The sequence below is a fragment of the Arthrobacter sp. AIWTK1 genome (genome assembly GCF_056680535.1).
Window position 1 is genome coordinate 361,591 of sequence record NZ_CM155287.1, and the last position, 19,341, is coordinate 380,931.

Annotated in this window: 15 protein-coding genes; 13 read left to right on the plus strand and 2 right to left on the minus strand. The window is 67.9% G+C overall.

Annotation, left to right across the window (positions count from 1 at the left end; translation table 11 throughout):
- Positions 1-95: 95 nt before the first annotated feature.
- The gene (locus tag AC1MDG_RS01760; protein WP_043477252.1) at positions 96-353 is read right to left on the minus strand and encodes a DUF6458 family protein; all 258 of its coding nucleotides are present in this window, start codon (positions 351-353) and stop codon (positions 96-98) included.
- Positions 354-721: 368 nt separating this feature from the next.
- On the opposite strand from AC1MDG_RS01760, the gene AC1MDG_RS01765 reads away from it, so the two are divergent.
- The 5 genes from AC1MDG_RS01765 (at position 722) to AC1MDG_RS01785 (ending at position 7,145) form a co-directional block, all read left to right on the plus strand.
- Entirely contained in the window at positions 722-1,942 is a 1,221-nt protein-coding gene (locus tag AC1MDG_RS01765) for a beta-ketoacyl-[acyl-carrier-protein] synthase family protein (RefSeq protein ID WP_479807123.1), read from the plus strand.
- Positions 1,943-1,971: 29 nt separating this feature from the next.
- Complete coding sequence (locus tag AC1MDG_RS01770; protein ID WP_043477258.1) at positions 1,972-2,589, plus strand: alpha/beta hydrolase; 618 nt, start codon at positions 1,972-1,974, stop codon at positions 2,587-2,589.
- 198 nt (positions 2,590-2,787) lie between these two features.
- Entirely contained in the window at positions 2,788-3,798 is a 1,011-nt protein-coding gene (locus AC1MDG_RS01775; RefSeq protein WP_479807125.1) for a LacI family DNA-binding transcriptional regulator, read from the plus strand.
- 173 nt (positions 3,799-3,971) lie between these two features.
- On the plus strand, positions 3,972-4,724 hold the full coding sequence (locus AC1MDG_RS01780; protein ID WP_479807127.1) for an HAD family hydrolase: 753 nt from the start codon (positions 3,972-3,974) through the stop codon (positions 4,722-4,724).
- A gap of 51 nt (positions 4,725-4,775) precedes the next feature.
- Positions 4,776-7,145 carry a glycoside hydrolase family 65 protein gene (locus tag AC1MDG_RS01785; RefSeq protein WP_479807128.1) on the plus strand — a complete coding sequence of 790 codons (2,370 nt, stop codon included), beginning with the start codon at positions 4,776-4,778 and terminating at the stop codon, positions 7,143-7,145.
- A gap of 107 nt (positions 7,146-7,252) precedes the next feature.
- Here the strand turns inward: AC1MDG_RS01785 and AC1MDG_RS01790 are convergent, their stop codons facing one another.
- Positions 7,253-8,587 (minus strand): MFS transporter, encoded by a 1,335-nt coding sequence (locus AC1MDG_RS01790; protein WP_479807130.1) that lies wholly within the window; start codon positions 8,585-8,587, stop codon positions 7,253-7,255.
- Between the two features lie 82 nt (positions 8,588-8,669).
- Here AC1MDG_RS01790 and AC1MDG_RS01795 point away from each other — a divergent pair, with 82 nt between their 5' ends.
- The 8 genes from AC1MDG_RS01795 (at position 8,670) to AC1MDG_RS01830 (ending at position 19,288) form a co-directional block, all read left to right on the plus strand.
- Entirely contained in the window at positions 8,670-9,260 is a 591-nt protein-coding gene (locus AC1MDG_RS01795; protein ID WP_479807131.1) for a hypothetical protein, read from the plus strand.
- Positions 9,261-9,364: 104 nt separating this feature from the next.
- A complete protein-coding gene (locus AC1MDG_RS01800) occupies positions 9,365-10,285 on the plus strand; it encodes a hypothetical protein (protein WP_479808999.1) in 921 nt (306 codons plus the stop codon).
- The gene (locus AC1MDG_RS01805; RefSeq protein ID WP_043477279.1) at positions 10,269-11,018 is read left to right on the plus strand and encodes a LamB/YcsF family protein; all 750 of its coding nucleotides are present in this window, start codon (positions 10,269-10,271) and stop codon (positions 11,016-11,018) included. The genes AC1MDG_RS01800 and AC1MDG_RS01805 overlap by 17 nt, the downstream gene beginning before the upstream one ends.
- Positions 11,019-11,175: 157 nt before the next feature.
- The gene (locus tag AC1MDG_RS01810) at positions 11,176-14,886 is read left to right on the plus strand and encodes a nitrate reductase subunit alpha (RefSeq protein ID WP_479807133.1); all 3,711 of its coding nucleotides are present in this window, start codon (positions 11,176-11,178) and stop codon (positions 14,884-14,886) included.
- A complete protein-coding gene (narH, locus tag AC1MDG_RS01815; protein WP_479807135.1) occupies positions 14,886-16,616 on the plus strand; it encodes a nitrate reductase subunit beta in 1,731 nt (576 codons plus the stop codon). Before AC1MDG_RS01810 ends, narH begins: the two co-directional genes overlap by 1 nt.
- A complete protein-coding gene (narJ, locus tag AC1MDG_RS01820) occupies positions 16,613-17,233 on the plus strand; it encodes a nitrate reductase molybdenum cofactor assembly chaperone (RefSeq protein ID WP_479807137.1) in 621 nt (206 codons plus the stop codon). The genes narH and narJ overlap by 4 nt, the downstream gene beginning before the upstream one ends.
- 2 nt (positions 17,234-17,235) lie before the next feature.
- The gene (gene narI / locus AC1MDG_RS01825; protein ID WP_479809000.1) at positions 17,236-18,018 is read left to right on the plus strand and encodes a respiratory nitrate reductase subunit gamma; all 783 of its coding nucleotides are present in this window, start codon (positions 17,236-17,238) and stop codon (positions 18,016-18,018) included.
- 46 nt (positions 18,019-18,064) lie between these two features.
- Entirely contained in the window at positions 18,065-19,288 is a 1,224-nt protein-coding gene (locus AC1MDG_RS01830; protein ID WP_479807138.1) for an MFS transporter, read from the plus strand.
- Positions 19,289-19,341: the final 53 nt, after the last annotated feature.

Consider the following 19,341-nt stretch of genomic DNA (forward strand, 5'->3'; position numbering starts at 1 on the left):
AAGCCGGGCCGGACCGTGGTGGTCTGGCCCGGCTTCCGGGATGTTCAGTTGCGGATTACCGCTGGCCTTCGTCAACGGCGGCCGGAGGGTCATGGCTAGAGGCTGCCGTCCCGGCTCTCGTTGCGGACAATGCGCTCGCCCGTGTTCGGGTCCACCACTGACCTGGTTTCACTCACCCGCCGGGTGCGCCCCGGCGACGCCAGGACCAGCGAGGCGATCAGGCCGATGACGCCAACGGCCATCAGGATGTAGCCGATCAGGGTCTGGTCCACGTTCGGGATCAGGCCCGGGGTGATGGCCCACGCCAGGATGGCACCGAGGGCGATAAGGAAAATGGAGGAACCGATTCTCATGACTTGCTCCTAGCTGTCCGGGGGACTTGCGGGCAAAACTTGATCAGCATGCTGTCTAGCGACACGCTACAGCCCACCCACGGCTGTTTCAATGAAGCGGACGCCGCGCACCGTGGCCGTGTCCGAGTCGTTATTCTGGGCGATTCCGCGCGGGGAACGTGCCCTTCCGCGGAGGTCGTCTCCTTAGAGCTGACGGCCGGGTTCCGGCGGTGCTGCTGCCGGCCCCCGAAGTAACACCCGGCAGCCGGAGGCGTGCCCCGCGTACTGTGGATTGCGCACGCATTCTCCGGTCAGCCGGAGGAGTGCGTCCGCGATGAACGCAGCGTCACCGGATCCGGCGTCAACAAATCCCAGGAGCAGTGTTACCCATGTCTGAACCATTCCCCGCGGTTGTAGTCACCGGCCTGGGAGCAGTGACTCCCGTCGGCTCAACCGCCGGCGAAACGTGGGACTCGCTCCTGGCAGGCCGCTCCGGAATCGTGCCCCTCGACGACGACTGGGTTGCCGGGCTACCTGTGCGCATCGCGGGACGCGTTACCGCGGACGTCCCGTCGCTGCTCTCCACCTTGGAATACAAGAGGATGGACCGTTGCGGCCATCTGGCCCTCATCGCCGCCCGCGAAGCCTGGGCGCACGCCGGCCGGCCGGAAACCGACCCGGAACGGCTCGCCGTGGTGATCGGCTCCGGCTACGGAGGCCTGGACACCACCCTGGAGCAGGCCCGGACCCTGGACGCCAAGGGACCGCGCCGGGTTTCGCCGCACACCCTCACCCGGATCATGGTCAACGGTCCCGCGGCCTGGGTATCCATCGACATGGGAGCCCGCGGCGGGGCACGGACCCCCGTCAGCGCCTGCGCCTCCGGGGCTGAAGCGATCTCGCAGGCTGCCGACCTGATCCGGAGCGGCGCCGCCGACGTCGTCATCGCCGGCGGAGTGGACTCCTGCATCAACGGCCTGACCATCAGCGGGTTCTCGCAAATCCGGGCGCTCTCCACCCGCAACGACAGCCCGCAGGCCGCCTCCCGGCCCTTTGACCGCGATCGCGACGGCTTTGTCATGGCTGAGGGTGCCGGGATCGTGGTCCTTGAACGCGAAGACCATGCCCGTTCCCGCGGGGCCGAGGTGCTCGGGGTCATTGCCGGAACCGCCGTCACTTCCGACGCCGTGGACATCGTGGCGGCCGACCCCGCCATGCAGCGACGCGTCCTGCAGAAGGCCATTGCCGCAGCCGGCCTCACCGGCGGCGACATCGGCTTCGTCCACGCCCACGCCACGTCCACCCCGGTGGGGGACCGGCTTGAAGCGGAAGCCATCGGCGCCGTCGTCGGGCATTCCGTCCCTGTCACGTCCACGAAATCCCTCACCGGGCACCTGCTGGGCGGGGCCGGGGCGCTCGGTGCCATCGTCACCATCCAGGCGCTGCGCGCGGGCGCCGTCCCGGGAACCCTCAACCTCGACAACCCGGACCCGGACATCCACCTCAACATCGTTTCGGAGACAACCCGCGGGCTGGCCGCAAAGGCCGGTATTTCCAATGCGTTCGGCTTCGGCGGACACAGCGCCTCGCTGGTGATCACTGCCGGCTGAGGCCCGCCGCCGAAAGTTAGGCTGATGCGATGGAAACAGTCGTATGGTCCCGGCCGGAAAACCAGCGCGCCGGCACGCCATTGCTCGTGATGATGCACGGCTACGGAACGGACGAGGTGCGGATGTCGGACCTCTTCGGCCAGCTGCCGCCCGAGTTCACCTGCGCGGCCCTGCGCGCGCCCAAAGTGATCGGTGACGACTACGGCTGGTTCCTGCTGGATTACTTCCTGACCCATGACTTCGCCGACGTCATCTCCGTCAGCAACGCGGTGTTCGACTGGATCAACTCAGTCAAGGGGCAGCACAGCAGCGTGAGTTTGCTGGGATTCTCGCAGGGCATGGCCATGGCCAGCACGCTGCTGCGGCTGCGGCCGCACGACTTCCGGGCTGTGGTGGGGTTGTCCGGATTCGTCCTGGACAACGAACTGCTGGCGATGAGCGAATCCTTCGACAGCAGGCCGCCGTTCTTTTGGGGCCGGGACAAGGCCGACCTGGTGATCAATGAAGCCGCCGTGGAGCACACCGCGGAGTGGTTGGACCGGAACACGCAGCTGACTGCACGGACCTATCCGGGAATGGGCCATACGATTTCCAAGGCCGAGATGGCGGACGTTAGTGCCTTCCTGCGCCACTACGTACTGCGCTGAGCCGCGCAGCTAAGCCACAACGGCCGGCCCTCAAACAGGACGCTCCCGCCCGTAAGCCCGCCACAATCCGCACTCTTGGGAAAAACTAGTTGCGCGCTAAATTTGTAAGCGCTTACACTCTTCTTCGGCCATGTACCGGGCCCAGGACTTCCGCCGAAGAAAGGGTTGAGCCCGTGTTGCATGGCTAGAGCGCCGCGCGTGACCATCCAGGACGTCGCCGCATTGTCGGGGCTGTCCATCTGTACTGTTTCCCGGGCGCTGCGCGGGCTGCCCAACGTGTCGGAAACGGCCCGGGTGAAAGTGGCTGACGCCGCCACCAAGCTCGGTTACAAAGCGTCCCCGGCAGCATCGCGCCTTGCCGGCGGCACCACCGGGTCCGTGGCCATCATCGCGCCCACGGCCACGGCATGGTTCTTCGCCCAGGCCGTGGAGGCGGCTGAGGAAGTCTTCGCTGACAGCGGCTTCGACACCGTGCTCATCAGCCTGCGCAACACTCCCGGCGTGCAGCGCAAGGTCTTCGGCGACCTCGACGCCCTGGCGCAGCGCGTGGATGGCGTCCTGCTGCTCAACATTGCACTCAGCGTCACCGAAATCGACGCCCTGGCCTCCTCCGGACTGGCCGTCGCGAGCGTGGGCATGCACGACGTTCCCTGGGACAACGTGGGGATCGACAACGAGGACGCGGCATGGAAGGCCACCAGCCACCTGCTCGGCCTGGGGCACTGGGACCTGGCCATCCTCTCCGGACGCGAACCGGGGGAGCGCACCGTGGCCACGGCCACGGACCGGCTCAAAGGTTTCCGGCGGGCCCTTGCGGAGCACGACCTGACCGTGGATCCGGACCTGGTGATGGACGCCGGTTCGAGCATCGAAGGCGGCCGCCGGGCCATGACCGAGCTCATCGAAAACCGCAGGATGCCGTCCGCAATCTTCGCCGGCTGCGACGAAACGGCCTTCGGCGCGCTCATGGCCCTGCGGGAGCTCGGTTTGTCAGCGCCGAAAAACGTGTCCATCATAGGAATAGACGATCATCAGATGAGCTGGTTCCTTGGCCTGAGCACAATCGCCCAGCCAGTGGCCGACCAGGGCGCCTTCGCCGCCAACCTGCTGATCGAAGGACTCCAGCGTCCGGGGCCGGTGAGTGCCCCAGCCAGCCACGTACTGGAAACCAAACTGATCGAACGCAAGAGCACACGGCGGAAACGCTGATGAAAACGGTCAGTGGAAACGCTGAGCGAAAAACGCTGAGCACAAACGCCAGCTCCGGCCGCCGACGCCCGCCTCCACCGGCCCGGCCCTGGGCCCGACTGTTCCGGCCCGCACCAAACCTGCAGTATCCATGCACTTCCCCTGCCGCCGTCTGAAAGGACACCGAGTACCGCATGACTGAGCTTTCCAACAGCACCACCGGCAACAGCACCACCTCAAGCTGGACCGGCGCGTCCGCCATCCTCTTCGACCTCGACGGCGTGCTTACGCCCACGGCGATCGTCCACGAGCGCGCATGGCAGGAGCTCTTCGACGGCTACCTGAAGGACGTTCCCGAAGCGGACGGCTACCGCGAAAGCGACTACTTCGACCATATCGACGGCAAGCCACGCTTCGACGGCGTCCGGGACTTCCTCGCCTCGCGCAGCATCGTGCTGCCCGAGGGCCCGGCGGACGACGACCCGGCCAACAACACGGTCCACGGCCTCGGCAACCGCAAGAACAAGGTCTTCAACGACATCGTCGAAGCCGGCGGAGTGGCACCGTACGAAGGCTCCGTGCGCTTCCTGGAAGCCGCGCTCACGCTGGGACTCAAGGTCGCCGTCGTCTCTTCCTCCCGGAATGCTCCGGCGGTGCTGAACGCGGCGGGACTGGCGCACCACTTCCCGGTGGTGGTGGACGGCGTTGTCGCCGCGGCCGCGGGCCTGCCCGGAAAGCCCAGCCCGGCCACCTACGAATACGCAGCGCAACTGCTGGACCTCCCCAGCGCCGAATGCGTCGTGGTTGAAGACGCAGTGTCCGGCGTCCAGGCCGGGAACGCCGGTACCTTCCATTCCGTGATTGGAGTGGACCGGGGAGCCGGCCGGCAGACGCTGCTGGACGCCGGCGCCACCCTGGTGGTCGAGGACCTGAACGAACTCCTCTAGACCGCCCACACGCCCCAACCTGCACCAACGCCAAAAGGAACCCCAACAGCCATGGCACTCATCACCTCTGACCGTGCTCGTTTCCCCAACGACCCCTGGCAGCTCGTGGAGACCGTCCACCTTCCCGGAAACGCCGGAACCCTGGAAACGCTCTTCAGCCTGGGCAACGGCCATCTCGGCATCCGCGGCGCCCACTGGGCCTCCGCGGACGCCGACCTGCCCGGCAGCTTCATCAACGGCTTCCACGAAACCTGGGACATCAAGCACGCGGAAAACGCCTACGGCTTCGCCCGCACGGGCCAGCGGATCCTCTATATCCCGGACGTCAACAACTTCACGGTGATCATCGACGGCGAGACGCTCACCCTGAGCGAATCAACGGTGCTGGACTACCGGCGCTCCGTTGACTTCGCCACCGGCATCTACGAATGCCGGATCACCTGGCAGTGCCGTTCCGGTGCCACCGTGACCACCACCGAGCGCCGGGCCGTGGGCTACCAGTCCCGCGGCACCCTGGGCATCAGCCTCGAAGTCGCTGCGGACCGGGACGTGTACGCGGATGTGACATCCTCCGTGATCAACCGCCAGGACCAGCCCGTGGAGGACCACTCCACCCACGATCCGCGCCGGGCCGGACGGCACGCCGGCCGCGTCCTGCTGCCGGTACGGCTCGACGGCGGGGACGGCTCTCTGCGCCTGTCCTGGGAAGCAGCCGAGTCCCGGCAGCGTGTCGGCCTGGCCGTGGACCACTGGACCTCTGCCGACGTGCAGCCGTTCGAGACCCTGGTTGACCAGGACGACAGCAGCGTCCGGTACGTCCTCGCCGTGAGCGCGGATCAGCCCTTCCGCCTCGAAAAGAGCGCCAGCTACGCCGTGGCGCGGGCCTTCCGCGAGGGAACCATCGACGGCGGCTCCCCCCAGGACCCTTCCGACGCAGCGGAGAACGCCCTGCAGCCCGTCGGCGCGATCTTCGCCGAAAGCGAGGCGCACTACCGGGACTACTGGGCCACCACGGACATTGTGGTGGGCGGCCAGCCCGAACTGCAGCAGGCCATCCGCTGGAACCTTTTCCAGCTGGCACAGGCCACCGCCCGCGCGGACGTTGCCGGCATCCCGGCGAAGGGCGTCAGCGGCTCCGGCTACGAGGGACACTACTTCTGGGACCAGGAGGTGTACCTGCTGCCGTACCTGACCTACACCAGCCCGGACAACGCGCGCCAGGTCCTCGAGTTCCGCCACGAGATGCTCCCCGACGCCAAGGTCCGGGCCAAGGAACTGAGCGTGGACGGGGCACTGTTCCCGTGGCGCACCATCAACGGGCTCGAAGCCAGCGCCTACTACGCTGCCGGGACCGCGCAGTTCCACATCGCAGCCGCCGTCGCCTTCGCCACCAACAGGTACATCTGGGCCAGCGGCGATGAGGACTTCAAGCACGGCATGGGCTCGGAACTGCTGATCGAAACCGCCCGGATGTGGGTGTCCCTCGGCTTCTTCGGCAAGGACGGGCTGTTCCACATCCACGGCGTTACGGGCCCGGACGAGTACACGGCCGTGGTGAACGACAACCTCTATACCAACGTCATGGCGCGGTTCAACCTCCGCACCGCGGCAGCCCTGGACCACCCGGAAATCGACGACGCCGAACGCGAACTCTGGGAGCAGGCCGCCGTCCGGATGCAGTTGCCGTACGACGAGGACCTCGAGGTGTATTCGCAGGACAACGACTTCATGACCCTGGAGCCGTGGGACTGGAGCACGCCCCGATCCAAGTACCCCCTGCTGCTGAACTTCCACCCGCTGGTGATCTACCGCCACCAGGTCCTCAAGCAGGCCGACACCGTGCTGGCGATGTTCCTGCAGTGGCAGGACTTCACGGCTGAGGAGAAGCGGCGCGCGTTCGACTTCTACGATCCGATCACCACGGGAGACTCCACCCTGTCCGCCTGCGTCCAGGGGATCATGGCGGCCGAGGTGGGCTACGGGAAAGCCGCGCTGGACCACTTCACCCACGCGCTGTACATCGACCTTGACGACACCCACGGCAACACGATCGACGGCGTGCACATAGCCTCCACCGGCGGCGTCTGGAGTTCGCTGGTCAGCGGCTTCGCGGGCCTGCGCGACCAGGGCGACGTTCCGTTCTTCGATCCGAGGCTGCCGGTGGAATGGGAGGGCCTGACCTTCCATCTCAAGGTGCAGGGCCGCCTGCTCTTCGTGGAGCTGGACCATGGATCCATCGGCCTGAGCATCCGGGAGGGCGAACCGCTGGAGGTCAACGTCCGCGGCGAGCTGTTCACCGTGGGCAACGAGGTTACCCGGGTGCCGCTGGCCCCCGTCGGCGCGCCCGAGCCCACCATTTTCCCGAGCGGACTCCCGACGGCGTCCATTCCGATTGTGCGCGCGCAGCTAAGCGCGCAGTAGTCCCAGCGGGCAGCAGTCCCAACGCGCAGTAGCCCCAGCGGGCGGGCGGGATCAACCGAACGGTTGATCCCGCCGTCGTGCTGGCCCGCGGCCGCCGGAAGGCCGGCCTAGGGGCTGTCTGCGGGCTCCCGGTCTTCGGAGCTGCGGTCCAGCGGGTGCGCCAGTTCGTCGGCGGGCATCCGCGCCACCACCATCGCCAGTACGGCCATGACGGGGCAGACGCCGCCGGCCACCAGGAAAATCACCCAGGTGGGCACCACCGCCGCCGCGGGTCCGGCCAGCGCCATGGAGACGGGCATCAGGGCCAGCGACACAAAGAAGTCCAGGCTGGAGACCCGGCCCAGCAGGTGGGCCGGTACGCGCCGTTGCAGGAGCGTCCCCCAGATGACCATTCCGATGCCTCCCGTGGCACCGAAAATGAACAGCGCCGCGGCCACCATCCAGAAACTGTCCATGACACCTACGGCCGCGATGGGAAGGCTGCCGGCACCCCAGGAAACCATCATCACCGTGAGGTAGCGGCGCGGCAGCGCAAAGGATGCCGTGGCCAGGGACGCGGCCGCTCCGCCCACGCCCATCACCGCCAGCAGGAAGCCGAACATGCGCGAATCGCCGCCCAGCTGGTCGCGGACAACGAACGGCAGGAGCACCTCGATGGGGCCGATCAGGAACAGCACCGAGATGCAGGCCCAGAGCAGCGTCCACAACAGCCACGGCGTCCGGACCGTATAGCTGACGCCTTCGCGGAGGTCGTGGAAGAAGGACGTTTTGGCCCGTTTGTCGGCGGCCCCGCCGTGGGCGCTGTCCCTGCCCCCGCTGCCGTCGGCGTCCTGGGTGCCGGGAGCTTCAAGGGCGTGCTGGCCGAGGAAGTTGAGGATGATGAAGGCGAGGAGGTGGCAGGCCGCCACGCCCGTGACGGCGTGCGAGGGGGACAACGCCGCCACCAGGATGCCGGCCACGGCGGGCCCGGCCGCTTGCTGCAGGATGGGCCGCATGGTTCCCTCCATGCCGTTGGCCGCCAGCAGGTCCTCCGCCGGCAGGATCCTGGGCAGGATGGCTGAATAAGCCGGGAAAAAGAACGCCGCCCCCACACCCAGCACGAAGGCACCCACGGCCAGGTGCCACAGCTGCAGCCAGCCCGCCAGCGCCAGCCCGCTGATGGCGGCGATCACGGCGAGGTTGGTGCCTTCCACTGCGATGATCAGCAGCCGCTGCGGCACCCGGTCCGCGGCGATCCCGCCGGCCAGGACGAACGCCACCAGCCCCACGCTGCCGGCCGTGGCGACGAGGGACAGCTCAAGCGGGCCGCCGCCCAGATGGATCACCTGGTAGACCATGGCCACGGCCCACATCCCGGAGCCGAAAATCGAGACGGCCAGCGCGGCGATCAGCACCCGGTATTCCCGGTGCACAAAGGGCCGGAGGGCTCTTGGGGTGGGCATAGGGCTAGTGTAGGCCTGCTCTTCCGGCCGCGCCGCGCGCCCGCAGGCACCATTTTCGCCACTGCCCCGTTAGGCTCAGCGGATGGGGAACAGTCCGGCGGGCACCTGGCGCCGCAGCATGGCATTCATCGGCAGCAACCCGGGACTTGCACTGCATCCGGTGAACCGTGACGGGGTCCACATCCCCGGCGAACCCGCCAGCTGCTTCGCCTCCTTTTGGATGGCCGAGTGGTCCAAATGGGGCGCCGGCAACGCCCTGCTGATCGCAACCCGCCAGGGCTGGCGCAGCTACGGCTCCAACGGCTACTTCGCCGAAACCCTGGCCAAGGAACTGACCTGCTACTTTCCGGAGGCAGCCCGGTTCCCGCTGGTCGACATCACCCACACCCAGGACGAGTTCGACGTCGAACTGGACATCGAGCGCGGCTTCCGGGCCGTCGGGGGCAAGGCGGAGCTGGAGATCAGCGGCGTCCTGGACCGGCGCCAGTTCCTGGCGCCCGACTTCCAGCTCGGCGGAAACAGCGCCGCCCTGAGCAACGTGTACCTGCCGTGCAGCACGGGCCGGCTGTCGGAGTTCGGGGTGGAATGGCCCGGCGCCCCCTCGGTGTATCCCGGACCCCGGGGGCCGTCGTCGTCAGCGTACATAGCGGTGGCCGAATCCTGGGTGATGTAGCAAGGTGGCTTAGTGTTAAGGGTGAGGGGCCGGCCACGCGCTGTCCCCGCCCGGAGTGACCACGGTTGCTCCGGCGGCTTGATCCCGTTCCAGGAAAGGTGACGATGGCCATGCGGAAGAACCCGGCAATGAGAATTGCACAAAAGACCGCGCACAAAGCGGTGTTCGACTCCGAGGGCAAGCCAAAGCCCGGACTGCACAACATGATGCTGCGTGCGGTCGAAATCCAGCGCCCGCTGGTGCTCGCCAACCTCCGGCGCCTCCAGCGGAGGCACCCGCGTGCCACGGCGGCGCAGCTGGCAGAAAAACTGGAGCGCGACTACCTGCTCGCCGTGACCGGCGGCGGAGCACTGGTTGGCGGATCCGCCGTCATCCCCGGGGTCGGCACAGTCGCCGCGCTGGGCCTCTCGGCGGCTGCGACCGTCGGCTTCCTGGAGGCCACCGCCCTGTACGCAACGTCCCTGGCCGAACTGCACGGCATCCGCATGGTCGATCCCGAAAAAGCCGGCCTCATGGTCATGGCCATCATGCTGGGCGAGGAAGGGAGTGCCCTCCTCGGAAGCCTCAGCGGCCAGGCCGCGGGCCGCAGCAAGGGTCCTACCGACGCCTGGGGTTCCGTGTTCGCCCGCAAGACGTCCTTCCCCGGTTTCGGGTCGGTGCGGGACCGGATCCAGCGCGCGTTCCTCCGCAACCTCCTGCAGCGGCAGGGAACTGCGCTCCTGGGCCGGGCGCTGCCGTTCGGCGTCGGAGCAGTGGTGGGCGGCGTAGGCAACCGCGTGATGGGACGCGCCGTCGCCGCAAGCGCCAAGGAGGCCTTTGGCCCCATGCCGGACACAATTCCCGGTGAGCTGGCTGCCGGCACGCCGGCCAGCGGCGGAACAACCGGCGGCCGAACAACAAGCGGCGGAACAACCGGCAGCGCCGGTGGCCCGGCCGCCATTGACACCGCCGGGGCGAACCCCGGCGCAAACACCCCCGGTGGGGACTCAACCGTGAAAGGCGGATTCATTGGATCTGAACGCTGACCTGGGGGAGTCCTTCGGCTCCTGGACCATGGGGGATGACGCCGCCATGTTCCCGCTCATCACCAGCGCCAGCGTGGCCTGCGGCCTGCACGCCGGGGACCCGGTCACCATGCTGGACACCTGCCGGGCGGCCTATGAGCTGGACGTCCGCGTGGGCGCCCACGTCGGTTACCCGGACCTCCCCGGCTTTGGCCTGCGGTCCATCGACATGACCTTCGACGACCTTTTCGGGGCCGTGCTGTACCAGCTCGGCGCGCTCGACGGCGTGGCGCACGCCGTCGGGGCCTCGGTGGACTTCGTCAAGGCCCACGGCGCGCTGTACGACCGCACGGTACACGACGCCGAGCAGGCCTCCGCCGTGATCGCAGCTGTCCAGGCCTACGATCCCGGGCTGCCCATCCTGGGGCAGCAGGGGTCCGCGCTCCTGTCCGCCGCCGCGGAGGCCGGGCACCCTGTGTTCCACGAGGCCTTCGCTGACCGGGCCTACTTCCCGGACGGAACATTGGTGCCGCGCTCCCAGGACGGTGCGCTGCTGGAGGACGCCGGGGAGATCGCCGAGCGTGCCGTCCGCCTTGCCGTGCATGGTGAAGTGGAAGCCGTGGACGGAACCGTGATCAGGCTGCAGCCCCATTCGCTGTGCCTGCACGGCGACACTCCCGGCTCGGTGGAGACGGCGACCGCCGTCCGCAAGGCGCTTGAAGCAGCCGGCGTGGAGATCGAACCCTTCGCCTGACGATCCGCCTTCCCCGCTCCGATGAGCGCGAACGGACACTTGCGGCCCCTCGGAAGGCTCGGGAGCGGTGCTTAAGTGTCCGTTCGCGCTTCCAAGGGGGAGGGCTAGTGCCGTTCGGCCCTATCGGGGGCTTGAACCTGCCACCTAGCTTGAGGGCATGGCTGCCGGACCCCATGCGGGGTTAGATGGACCCGCATCAGATGCAATGTTGAAGCTGGGCCGTTTCTTCACCAAATGGGACCAGACCGACGACGGCAGGGCGGTGTTCCGGGAGGGCGGCCGTAAGGGCGATATCTTCTACCGCGACCGCTGGAGCCACGACAAGGTGGTCCGCTCCACGCACGGGGTGAACTGCACCGGCTCCTGTTCCTGGAAGGTGTACGTCAAGGACGGCATCATCACCTGGGAGTCGCAGCAGACCGACTATCCCTCGGTGGGCCCGGACAGCCCGGAATACGAACCACGAGGCTGCCCGCGCGGGGCCGCCTTTTCCTGGTACACCTACTCGCCCACCCGGGTCCGGTTCCCCTACGCCCGGGGTGTCCTCGTGGAGATGTACCGTGAGGCGAAGGCCCGGCTGGGCGATCCGGTTCTCGCCTTCGCCGAGATAGCGGCTGACCCGGAAAAGCGGCGCCGCTACCAGCAGGCCCGCGGCAAGGGCGGCCTGGTGCGTGTCTCCTGGCAGGAGGCGGTGGAGATCGCGGCCGCCGCGCACGTCAACACCATCAAGACCTACGGCCCGGACCGCTGCGCCGGGTTCTCCCCGATCCCCGCGATGTCGATGGTCTCGCACGCCGTGGGGACCCGCTTCATCCAGCTGATCGGCGGGGTGATGACGTCCTTCTACGACTGGTACGCGGACCTGCCCGTAGCCAGTCCGCAGGTCTTCGGCGACCAGACCGACGTCCCGGAGTCCGGTGACTGGTGGGATGCGCGCTACCTCATGATGTGGGGCTCCAACGTCCCGGTCACGCGGACCCCGGACGCGCACTGGATGGCGGAGGTACGGTACCGCGGCACCAAGGTAGTCACGGTCAGCCCGGACTATGCGGACAACACGAAGTTCGCCGACGAATGGCTCCCCGCCCAGGCCGGAACGGACGCCGCGCTGGCCATGGCCATGGGGCACGTCATGCTCAAGGAGTTCTTCGTGGACCGTGAGGTCCCGTTCTTCAACGATTACGTCCGGCAGTACACGGACCTCCCGTTCCTGGTCCGGCTGGAAAGGAACGACGACGGCGCGCTGACGCCGTCGAAATTCCTCACCGCCAAGGACCTCCCCGCCGAAGCAGGGGCTGAGGACGCGGCGTTCCGCACCGTGCTGTTCGACAAGAAGACCAGCCGGACGGCGGTGCCCAACGGCTCGATGGGGTTCCGTTATTCGGGCAGCGGCGAGGGCAAGTGGAACCTTGACCTCGAAGGGATCGAGCCCGTGTTGTCCCTCCGCGAGGTGTCCGGGGAAAGCGCTGAAATCCTGCTGCCGTGCTTCGAGGATGCCGGCGGCGAGGGCAGCGTGCTGCGCCGCGGCGTGCCTGTCCTCGAGGTGGAAGGCCAGCTGGTCACCACGGTGTTCGACCTGATGCTTGCCCAGTACGGCGTGGGCCGCGACGGTCTCCCGGGGGACTGGGCCGCCGGCTACGACGACGCGGCGACGCCCTACACCCCGGCCTGGCAGGAGGAAATCACGTCCGTTCCGGCCCAGGCCTGCATCCGGGTGGCGCGGGAGTTCGCCCGGAATGCCGAGCAGTCGAAAGGCCGGTCCATGATCATCATGGGCGCCGGGATCTGCCAGTGGTTCCACGGGGACACCACCTACCGTGCCGTGCTGGCCCTGGTGATGCTGACCGGCTGCATGGGCCGCAACGGCGGCGGCTGGGCGCACTACGTGGGGCAGGAAAAGACCCGCCCCGTCACCGGCTGGCTGTCGCTGGCCAACGCGCTGGACTGGTCCCGGCCGCCGCGGACCATGATCGGCACCGGCTACTGGTACATGCACACGGACCAGTGGCGGCAGGACGGCTACTCCGCGGACGCACTGAAGTCCCCGCTGTCCACGGGAGCCCTGGACGGCATGCACACCGCGGACGCACTGGCCCAGTCCGCCCGGCTGGGCTGGATGCCGTTCTACCCGCAGTTCGACCGCAACCCCCTGGACCTCGCGGACGAGGCCGAAGCCGCCGTCGCCGCAGGAACCGCCCAGGACACCCCCGGCTACATCGCGGACGCGCTCCAGAACCGCACCCTGAACCCCGCGATCGAGGACGTGGACGCCCCGGAAAACTGGCCGCGGACCCTGGTGCTGTGGCGCTCCAACCTCTTCGGTTCCTCGGCCAAGGGCAACGAGTACTTCCTGCGGAACCTGCTGGGCACCCACAACAACGTGCTGGGCAAGGACCACGCCGAAGGGCTCAAGCCCCGGGACGTGAAATGGCACGAGCAGGCGCCGGAAGGGAAGCTGGACCTGCTGGTCTCCGCGGACTTCCGGATGACCTCCACCACCCTCCTGTCCGACGTCGTGTTCCCGGCTGCTACCTGGTACGAGAAGCACGACCTGTCATCCACCGACATGCACCCCTTTGTGCATGCCTTCAGCCCGGCGATCGACCCGCCGTGGGAGACCAAGACGGACTTCGACACCTTCCACCTGCTGGCCAGGGAGTTCTCCCGGCAGGCGAAGACCCACCTGGGCGTCCGCCGGGACCTGGTCAGCGTGCCGCTGCAGCACGACACCCCCGGCCAGCTGGCCCAGCCCGGCGGGATCGTGCGGGACTGGCGGGACGCGTCCATCCCCGCAGTGCCCGGCCAGAACATGCCCGTCTTTTCCGTGGTGGAGCGGGACTATACGGCCATCGCGGACAAGCTCGCCGCCGTCGGGCCCCTTGCCGACAAGCTGGGCTTCACCGTCAAGAACGTCACCTACAAGCTTGCCGGAGCGCTGGACCGGCTCAGCCGGTCCAACGGCGTGATGCTCGGCGGCGCCGCGGACGGCCGGCCGGCAATCGACACCGACGCGAAAATGGCCGAAGCGATCCTGGCTTTCTCCGGCACCACCAACGGTGCGCTGTCCGTGCAGGGCTTCAAGGACCTGGAAGTCCGGACCGGCCGGAAGCTGGCCGACCTGTCCGAGGGCTCGGAGGAAAAGTTCATCACCTTCGCCCAGACCCAGGCCGGGCCGGTGCCCGTGATTACCTCGCCGGAGTGGTCCGGCTCGGAGACCGGGGGCCGGCGCTACGCCCCGTTCACCATCAACGTGGAACGGCTCAAGCCCTTCCACACCCTCACCGGGCGGATGCACTTCTTCCTGGACCACGACTGGATGATCGACATCGGCGAGGCGCTGCCGATCTACCGGCCGCCGCTGGACATGCACCGGCTCTTCGGTGAACCCAAACTCGGCAGGGACGGGTCCATGGAAGTGGTGGTCCGGTACCTGACGCCGCACTCGAAGTGGTCCATCCACTCCGAGTACCAGGACAACCTGCTGATGCTCTCGTTGTCCCGCGGCGGCCCCACGGTCTGGATGAGCCCGGCCGACGCCGAGGCGATCCAGGTCAAGGACAACGACTGGGTGGAGTGCCTGAACATCAATGGCGTCCTGGTGGCCCGGGCCATCGTCAGCCACCGGATGCCGGCCGGCGTGGTCTACGTCCACCACGCGCAGGAGCGCACCATCGACGTGCCGAAGTCCGAGGCCACCGGCAGGCGCGGCGGCATCCACAACTCCGTGACCCGGCTGCTGGTCAAGCCCTCGCACCTGATCGGCGGCTACGCCCAGCTGGCCTACGCGTTCAACTACCTTGGCCCCACCGGGAACCAGCGCGACATGGTTGCCACCGTCCGCCGTCGTTCCCAGGAGGTGCAGTACTGATGCGTGTCATGGCTCAAATGGGCATGGTCATGAACCTGGACAAATGCATCGGCTGCCACACGTGTTCCGTGACCTGCAAACAGGCCTGGACCAACCGTGCGGGCACCGAATACGTCTGGTTCAACAACGTGGAAACCCGCCCCGGCCAGGGGTATCCGCGCCGCTACGAGGACCAGGAGCGGTGGCACGGCGGCTGGGTGCTGAACAAGCGTGGCAAGCTGGTGCTCAAGGCCGGCGGCCGGGTGAAGAAGCTCTTGGGGATCTTCGCCAGCCCCGTTCAGCCCGAGCTCAAGGACTACTACGAGCCGTGGACCTACGACTACAAGACCCTAGTGGACGCCCCGCTCGGCGACGACTTCCCGGTGGCCCGGCCCAAGTCCCTGATCACCGGCAAGGACACGAAGATCACCTGGTCCGCGAACTGGGACGACGACCTTGGCGGGTCTACCGAAAACGGCCATCTGGACCCCATCGTCGAAAAGGTGCGCCGCGAGTCCGAGGACAAGATCAAGTTCGCCTACGAGCAGACCTTCATGTTCTACCTGCCGCGGATCTGCGAGCACTGCCTGAACCCCTCCTGCATGGCATCCTGCCCCTCCGGCGCCATCTACAAGCGGGTGGAGGACGGGATTGTCCTGGTGGACCAGGACAAATGCCGCGGCTGGCGGCAGTGCGTCACCGGCTGCCCGTACAAGAAGATCTACTTCAACCACAAGACGGGCAAGGCCGAGAAGTGCACCTTCTGCTACCCGCGCGTGGAGGTGGGGCTGCCCACGGTCTGCTCGGAGACCTGCGTGGGCAGGCTGCGGTACCTGGGGCTGTTCCTGTACGACGCCGACGCCGTCACCGCCGCGGCCGCCGTCACCGACCCGAAGGAACTCTACGACGCCCAGATGGACGTGCTGCTGGACCCGAACGACCCCGCCGTCCAGGCCGAGGCCCGGGCCCAGGGCATCCCGGAGGACTGGATCGACGCCGCCCGGCGCTCGCCGGTGTACGCCCTCGCGAAGGTCTACAAGGTGGCCCTGCCGCTGCACCCGGAATACCGGACCATGCCGATGGTCTGGTACGTGCCGCCGCTCTCACCCGTGGTGGACCTGCTGCGGGACCAGGGGCACGACGGCGAGGATCACGGCAACCTCTTCGGCGCCATCGACGCGCTGCGCATCCCGGTGGAATACCTCGCCGAACTCTTCACCGCCGGGGACGCGGACAGGGTCACGGCGGTCCTGAAGAAGCTCGCCGCCATGCGGTCCTTCATGCGCAGCATCAGCCTGGGCAACGACCCCGACGACTCCATTCCCGAGGCCGTGGGCATGGACGGCCAGACCATGTACGAGATGTACCGGCTGATGGCGATCGCCAAGTACGACGAGCGCTACGTCATCCCCAAGGCCCACGTGGAGCAGGCCCACGACCTGGAGGAGATGGGCTGCTCCTTGGATTTCGACGGCGGCCCCGGCATGCAGGACTCCTCCCCGTTCGGCGAAGCCAGCGGCCGGCCCGTTCCGGTGGCGGTGGAAACCTTCAATGCGCTGAAGGACCGCCAGACGTCCGAGTCCGCGCCGGGTGAAACCACCCTGCGCGGCAGGGTGAACCTGCTCAACTGGGACGGCACCGGGGCGCCGCCGGGGTTGTTCCCGGAAAAAGCGCTCTTTCCGGACAAGCACACGCCCGGGGCTGGCAGCACAGCTGCGGCTGGCACCCCGGCGGCAGGGGACCAGCCGTGAGCCGGCGCCAGCAGGTGGTCTACCTCGCAGCGGCCTGGTGCCTGTCCTACCCGGACGAGGAACTGATCGGCAGGGTGCCGCTCATGCGGGCCGCGCTGGGAGAGTTCCCCGGCGCCGTCGCTGACTTCGCGGCGGTGCTGGAGCTCCTGGAATCCACGCCCCCCATGGAGGTGCAGGCCCACTACGTCCGTGAATTCGACCTCGGCAAGCGCCACGCCCTGCACCTGAGCTACTGGACGGACGGGGACACCCGGCGCCGCGGCGAGGTGCTGGGCAACTTCAAGAAGGCCTACCGGCAAAGCGACATCCTGGTGGACACCCACGGCGAACTGCCGGACTACCTGCCCATGGTCCTGGAATACGCCGCCGTGGTGGACCTCGCCGCCGGGCGGGAGCTGCTGACCCGTTTCCGCGCGAGCCTGGAGATGCTCCGTTTCGGGCTGCTGCGGGACGAGTTGCCGCACGCCCGGGTCCTGCAGGCCGTGTGCGCCACGCTGCCCGGGAAATCGCCCGCGGATGAGCAGGCCGTGATGCGGATGGCCGGCTACGGGCCGCCCACCGAAGCGGTGGGACTGGACCCCTACGATCCGCGACTCCTGCCCGTGAAGGGGGCATGACCATGCCGGCATTCGAAGCGGAGCCCGGATCCGCCGTCGAAATTTCCGCACTGGACACGGTCCTCTGGGGCGTCCTGCCGTACCTCATGGTGGTGGTGCTGGTGGGCGGCCTCGTGTGGCGCTACAAGTACGACCAGTTCGGCTGGACCACCAGGTCTTCGCAGCTGTACGAATCGAAGCTGCTCAGGATTGCCTCGCCGCTGTTCCACTTCGGCCTGCTGGCGGTGATTGCCGGGCACTTCTTCGGCCTGGTCATTCCGATGGCGTGGACGCAGGCAGTGGGAATGAGCCAGGATTTCTACCACTTCAACGCGCTGTTTGTGGGCGGGATTGCGGGGGTGGGGACGCTCGGCGGCATCCTCCTGCTGATCTATCGCCGCCGCACCACCGGACCCGTGTTCATGGCCACCACCACGAACGACAAGACCATGTACGTGGTTCTCACCGCCGCCATCGTGTTCGGCCTCTGGACCACCCTGGCCAGCGTTTTCGAGGGCGAGCACGGGCACAATTACCGCGAGACCGTGGCCCCGTGGTTCCGCTCGCTGTTCATCCTCCAGCCGGACATCGCGGCCATGGCCGGGGCGCCGTTCTCCTTCCACCTGCACACGCTGGTGGGCATGGCACTGTTCGTCATCTGGCCGTTCACCCGTCTGGTCCACGCCTTCACGGCGCCGCTGCACTACCTCTTCCGCCCCTACATCGTGTACCGCTCCCGGGATGTTGCGGTCCGACGCGGCTGGTCGCCCGTGGGTACCAAGGACAGGGATACCCGTAACCGCTGAAGTGGCCGGCTGAATCCAAAGCCGGCCGAATCCGAAGGAGTGAACTGTGGCTGGAACAGCACCGTCCCCGACGTCCGACTCCACGGGCCGGACCCTGAACCTGGTGCTGGCCACCGCGGCGTCCGTGGCAGGCTTCTGGGCCTGGAATTCCGTGGCCACCCTCGGCGCCTTCTACACGCAGAACCTGCAGCTCAACCCGGCCACCACCGGCGTCCTGGTCGCCATGCCGGTGTTCGTCGGCTCGCTGGGGCGGATCGTCGTCGGCACCCTGACGGACAAGTACGGCGGGCGGGCGATGTTCACCTTCGTGCTGCTCGCCTCCATCCTGCCGATCCTGCTCGTGTCCGCCGGCGGCACCCTGCGCTCCTTCCCGCTGGTGCTGGGCGCCGGCCTGCTGCTCGGCGTCGCCGGAACCGTGTTCGCCGTCGGAATCCCCTTTGTCAGCGCGTGGTACGAACCGTCCCGGCGGGGCTTCGCCACCGGCGTCTTTGGGGCCGGCATGGGCGGAACGGCGCTGGCCGCCTTCCTGAACCCCCGGCTCGTCGCCGGGATCGGGTACTTCCCCACGCACCTGCTGATCGCCGGGGTCCTCGCCGTCATGGCTGCCCTGGTCTGGTTCCTGATGAAGGAATCTCCGGGCTGGACCCGCAGCAACGCGCCGGTCCTGCCCAAACTGCTCGACGCCGCGAAGACGCCGGTCACCTGGAAGATGTGCTTCCTCTACGCGGTGGTCTTCGGCGGCTTCGTCTCCTTCGCCACCTACCTGCCCACCTACCTGCGGGATGTGTACAGCTTCGATCCCAGCGGCGCCGGTGCCCGCACGGCAGGGTTTGCCCTGGCAGCCGTCCTGGCACGGCCGGTGGGCGGCGTGCTCGCGGACAAGCTCGGGCCCAAACCGGTGGTGATCACCTCGCTCACCGCCGTCGCAATCCTCGCGTGGGTGGTGAACCTGCAGCCCGACGGCGAGGTCCCGGCCGGCCTGACCTTCGTCGCCATGGCGGCCGCCCTGGGACTGGGGACGGGCGGGGTGTTCGCCTGGGTGGGCGTGCTGGCTCCGCACGGGAAAGTGGGCAGCATCAGCGGTGTGGTCAGCGCGGCCGGCGGCCTGGGCGGCTACTTTCCGCCGCTGGTGATGGGCGCGACGTACGACGCCGCGAGCCGCAGCTATTCGATCGGGCTGCTCCTGCTGGTGGTCACGGCGATTGTGGCCCTGGCCTTCACGGTGTTCGCCGTGCAGGGCCGGACCAGGACAAAGGCCGTGCCGGTGTAGCTTCGCTTCCAAGGAGCGCGAACGGACACTTGCGGCCCTTCCGGAAGGCGCGG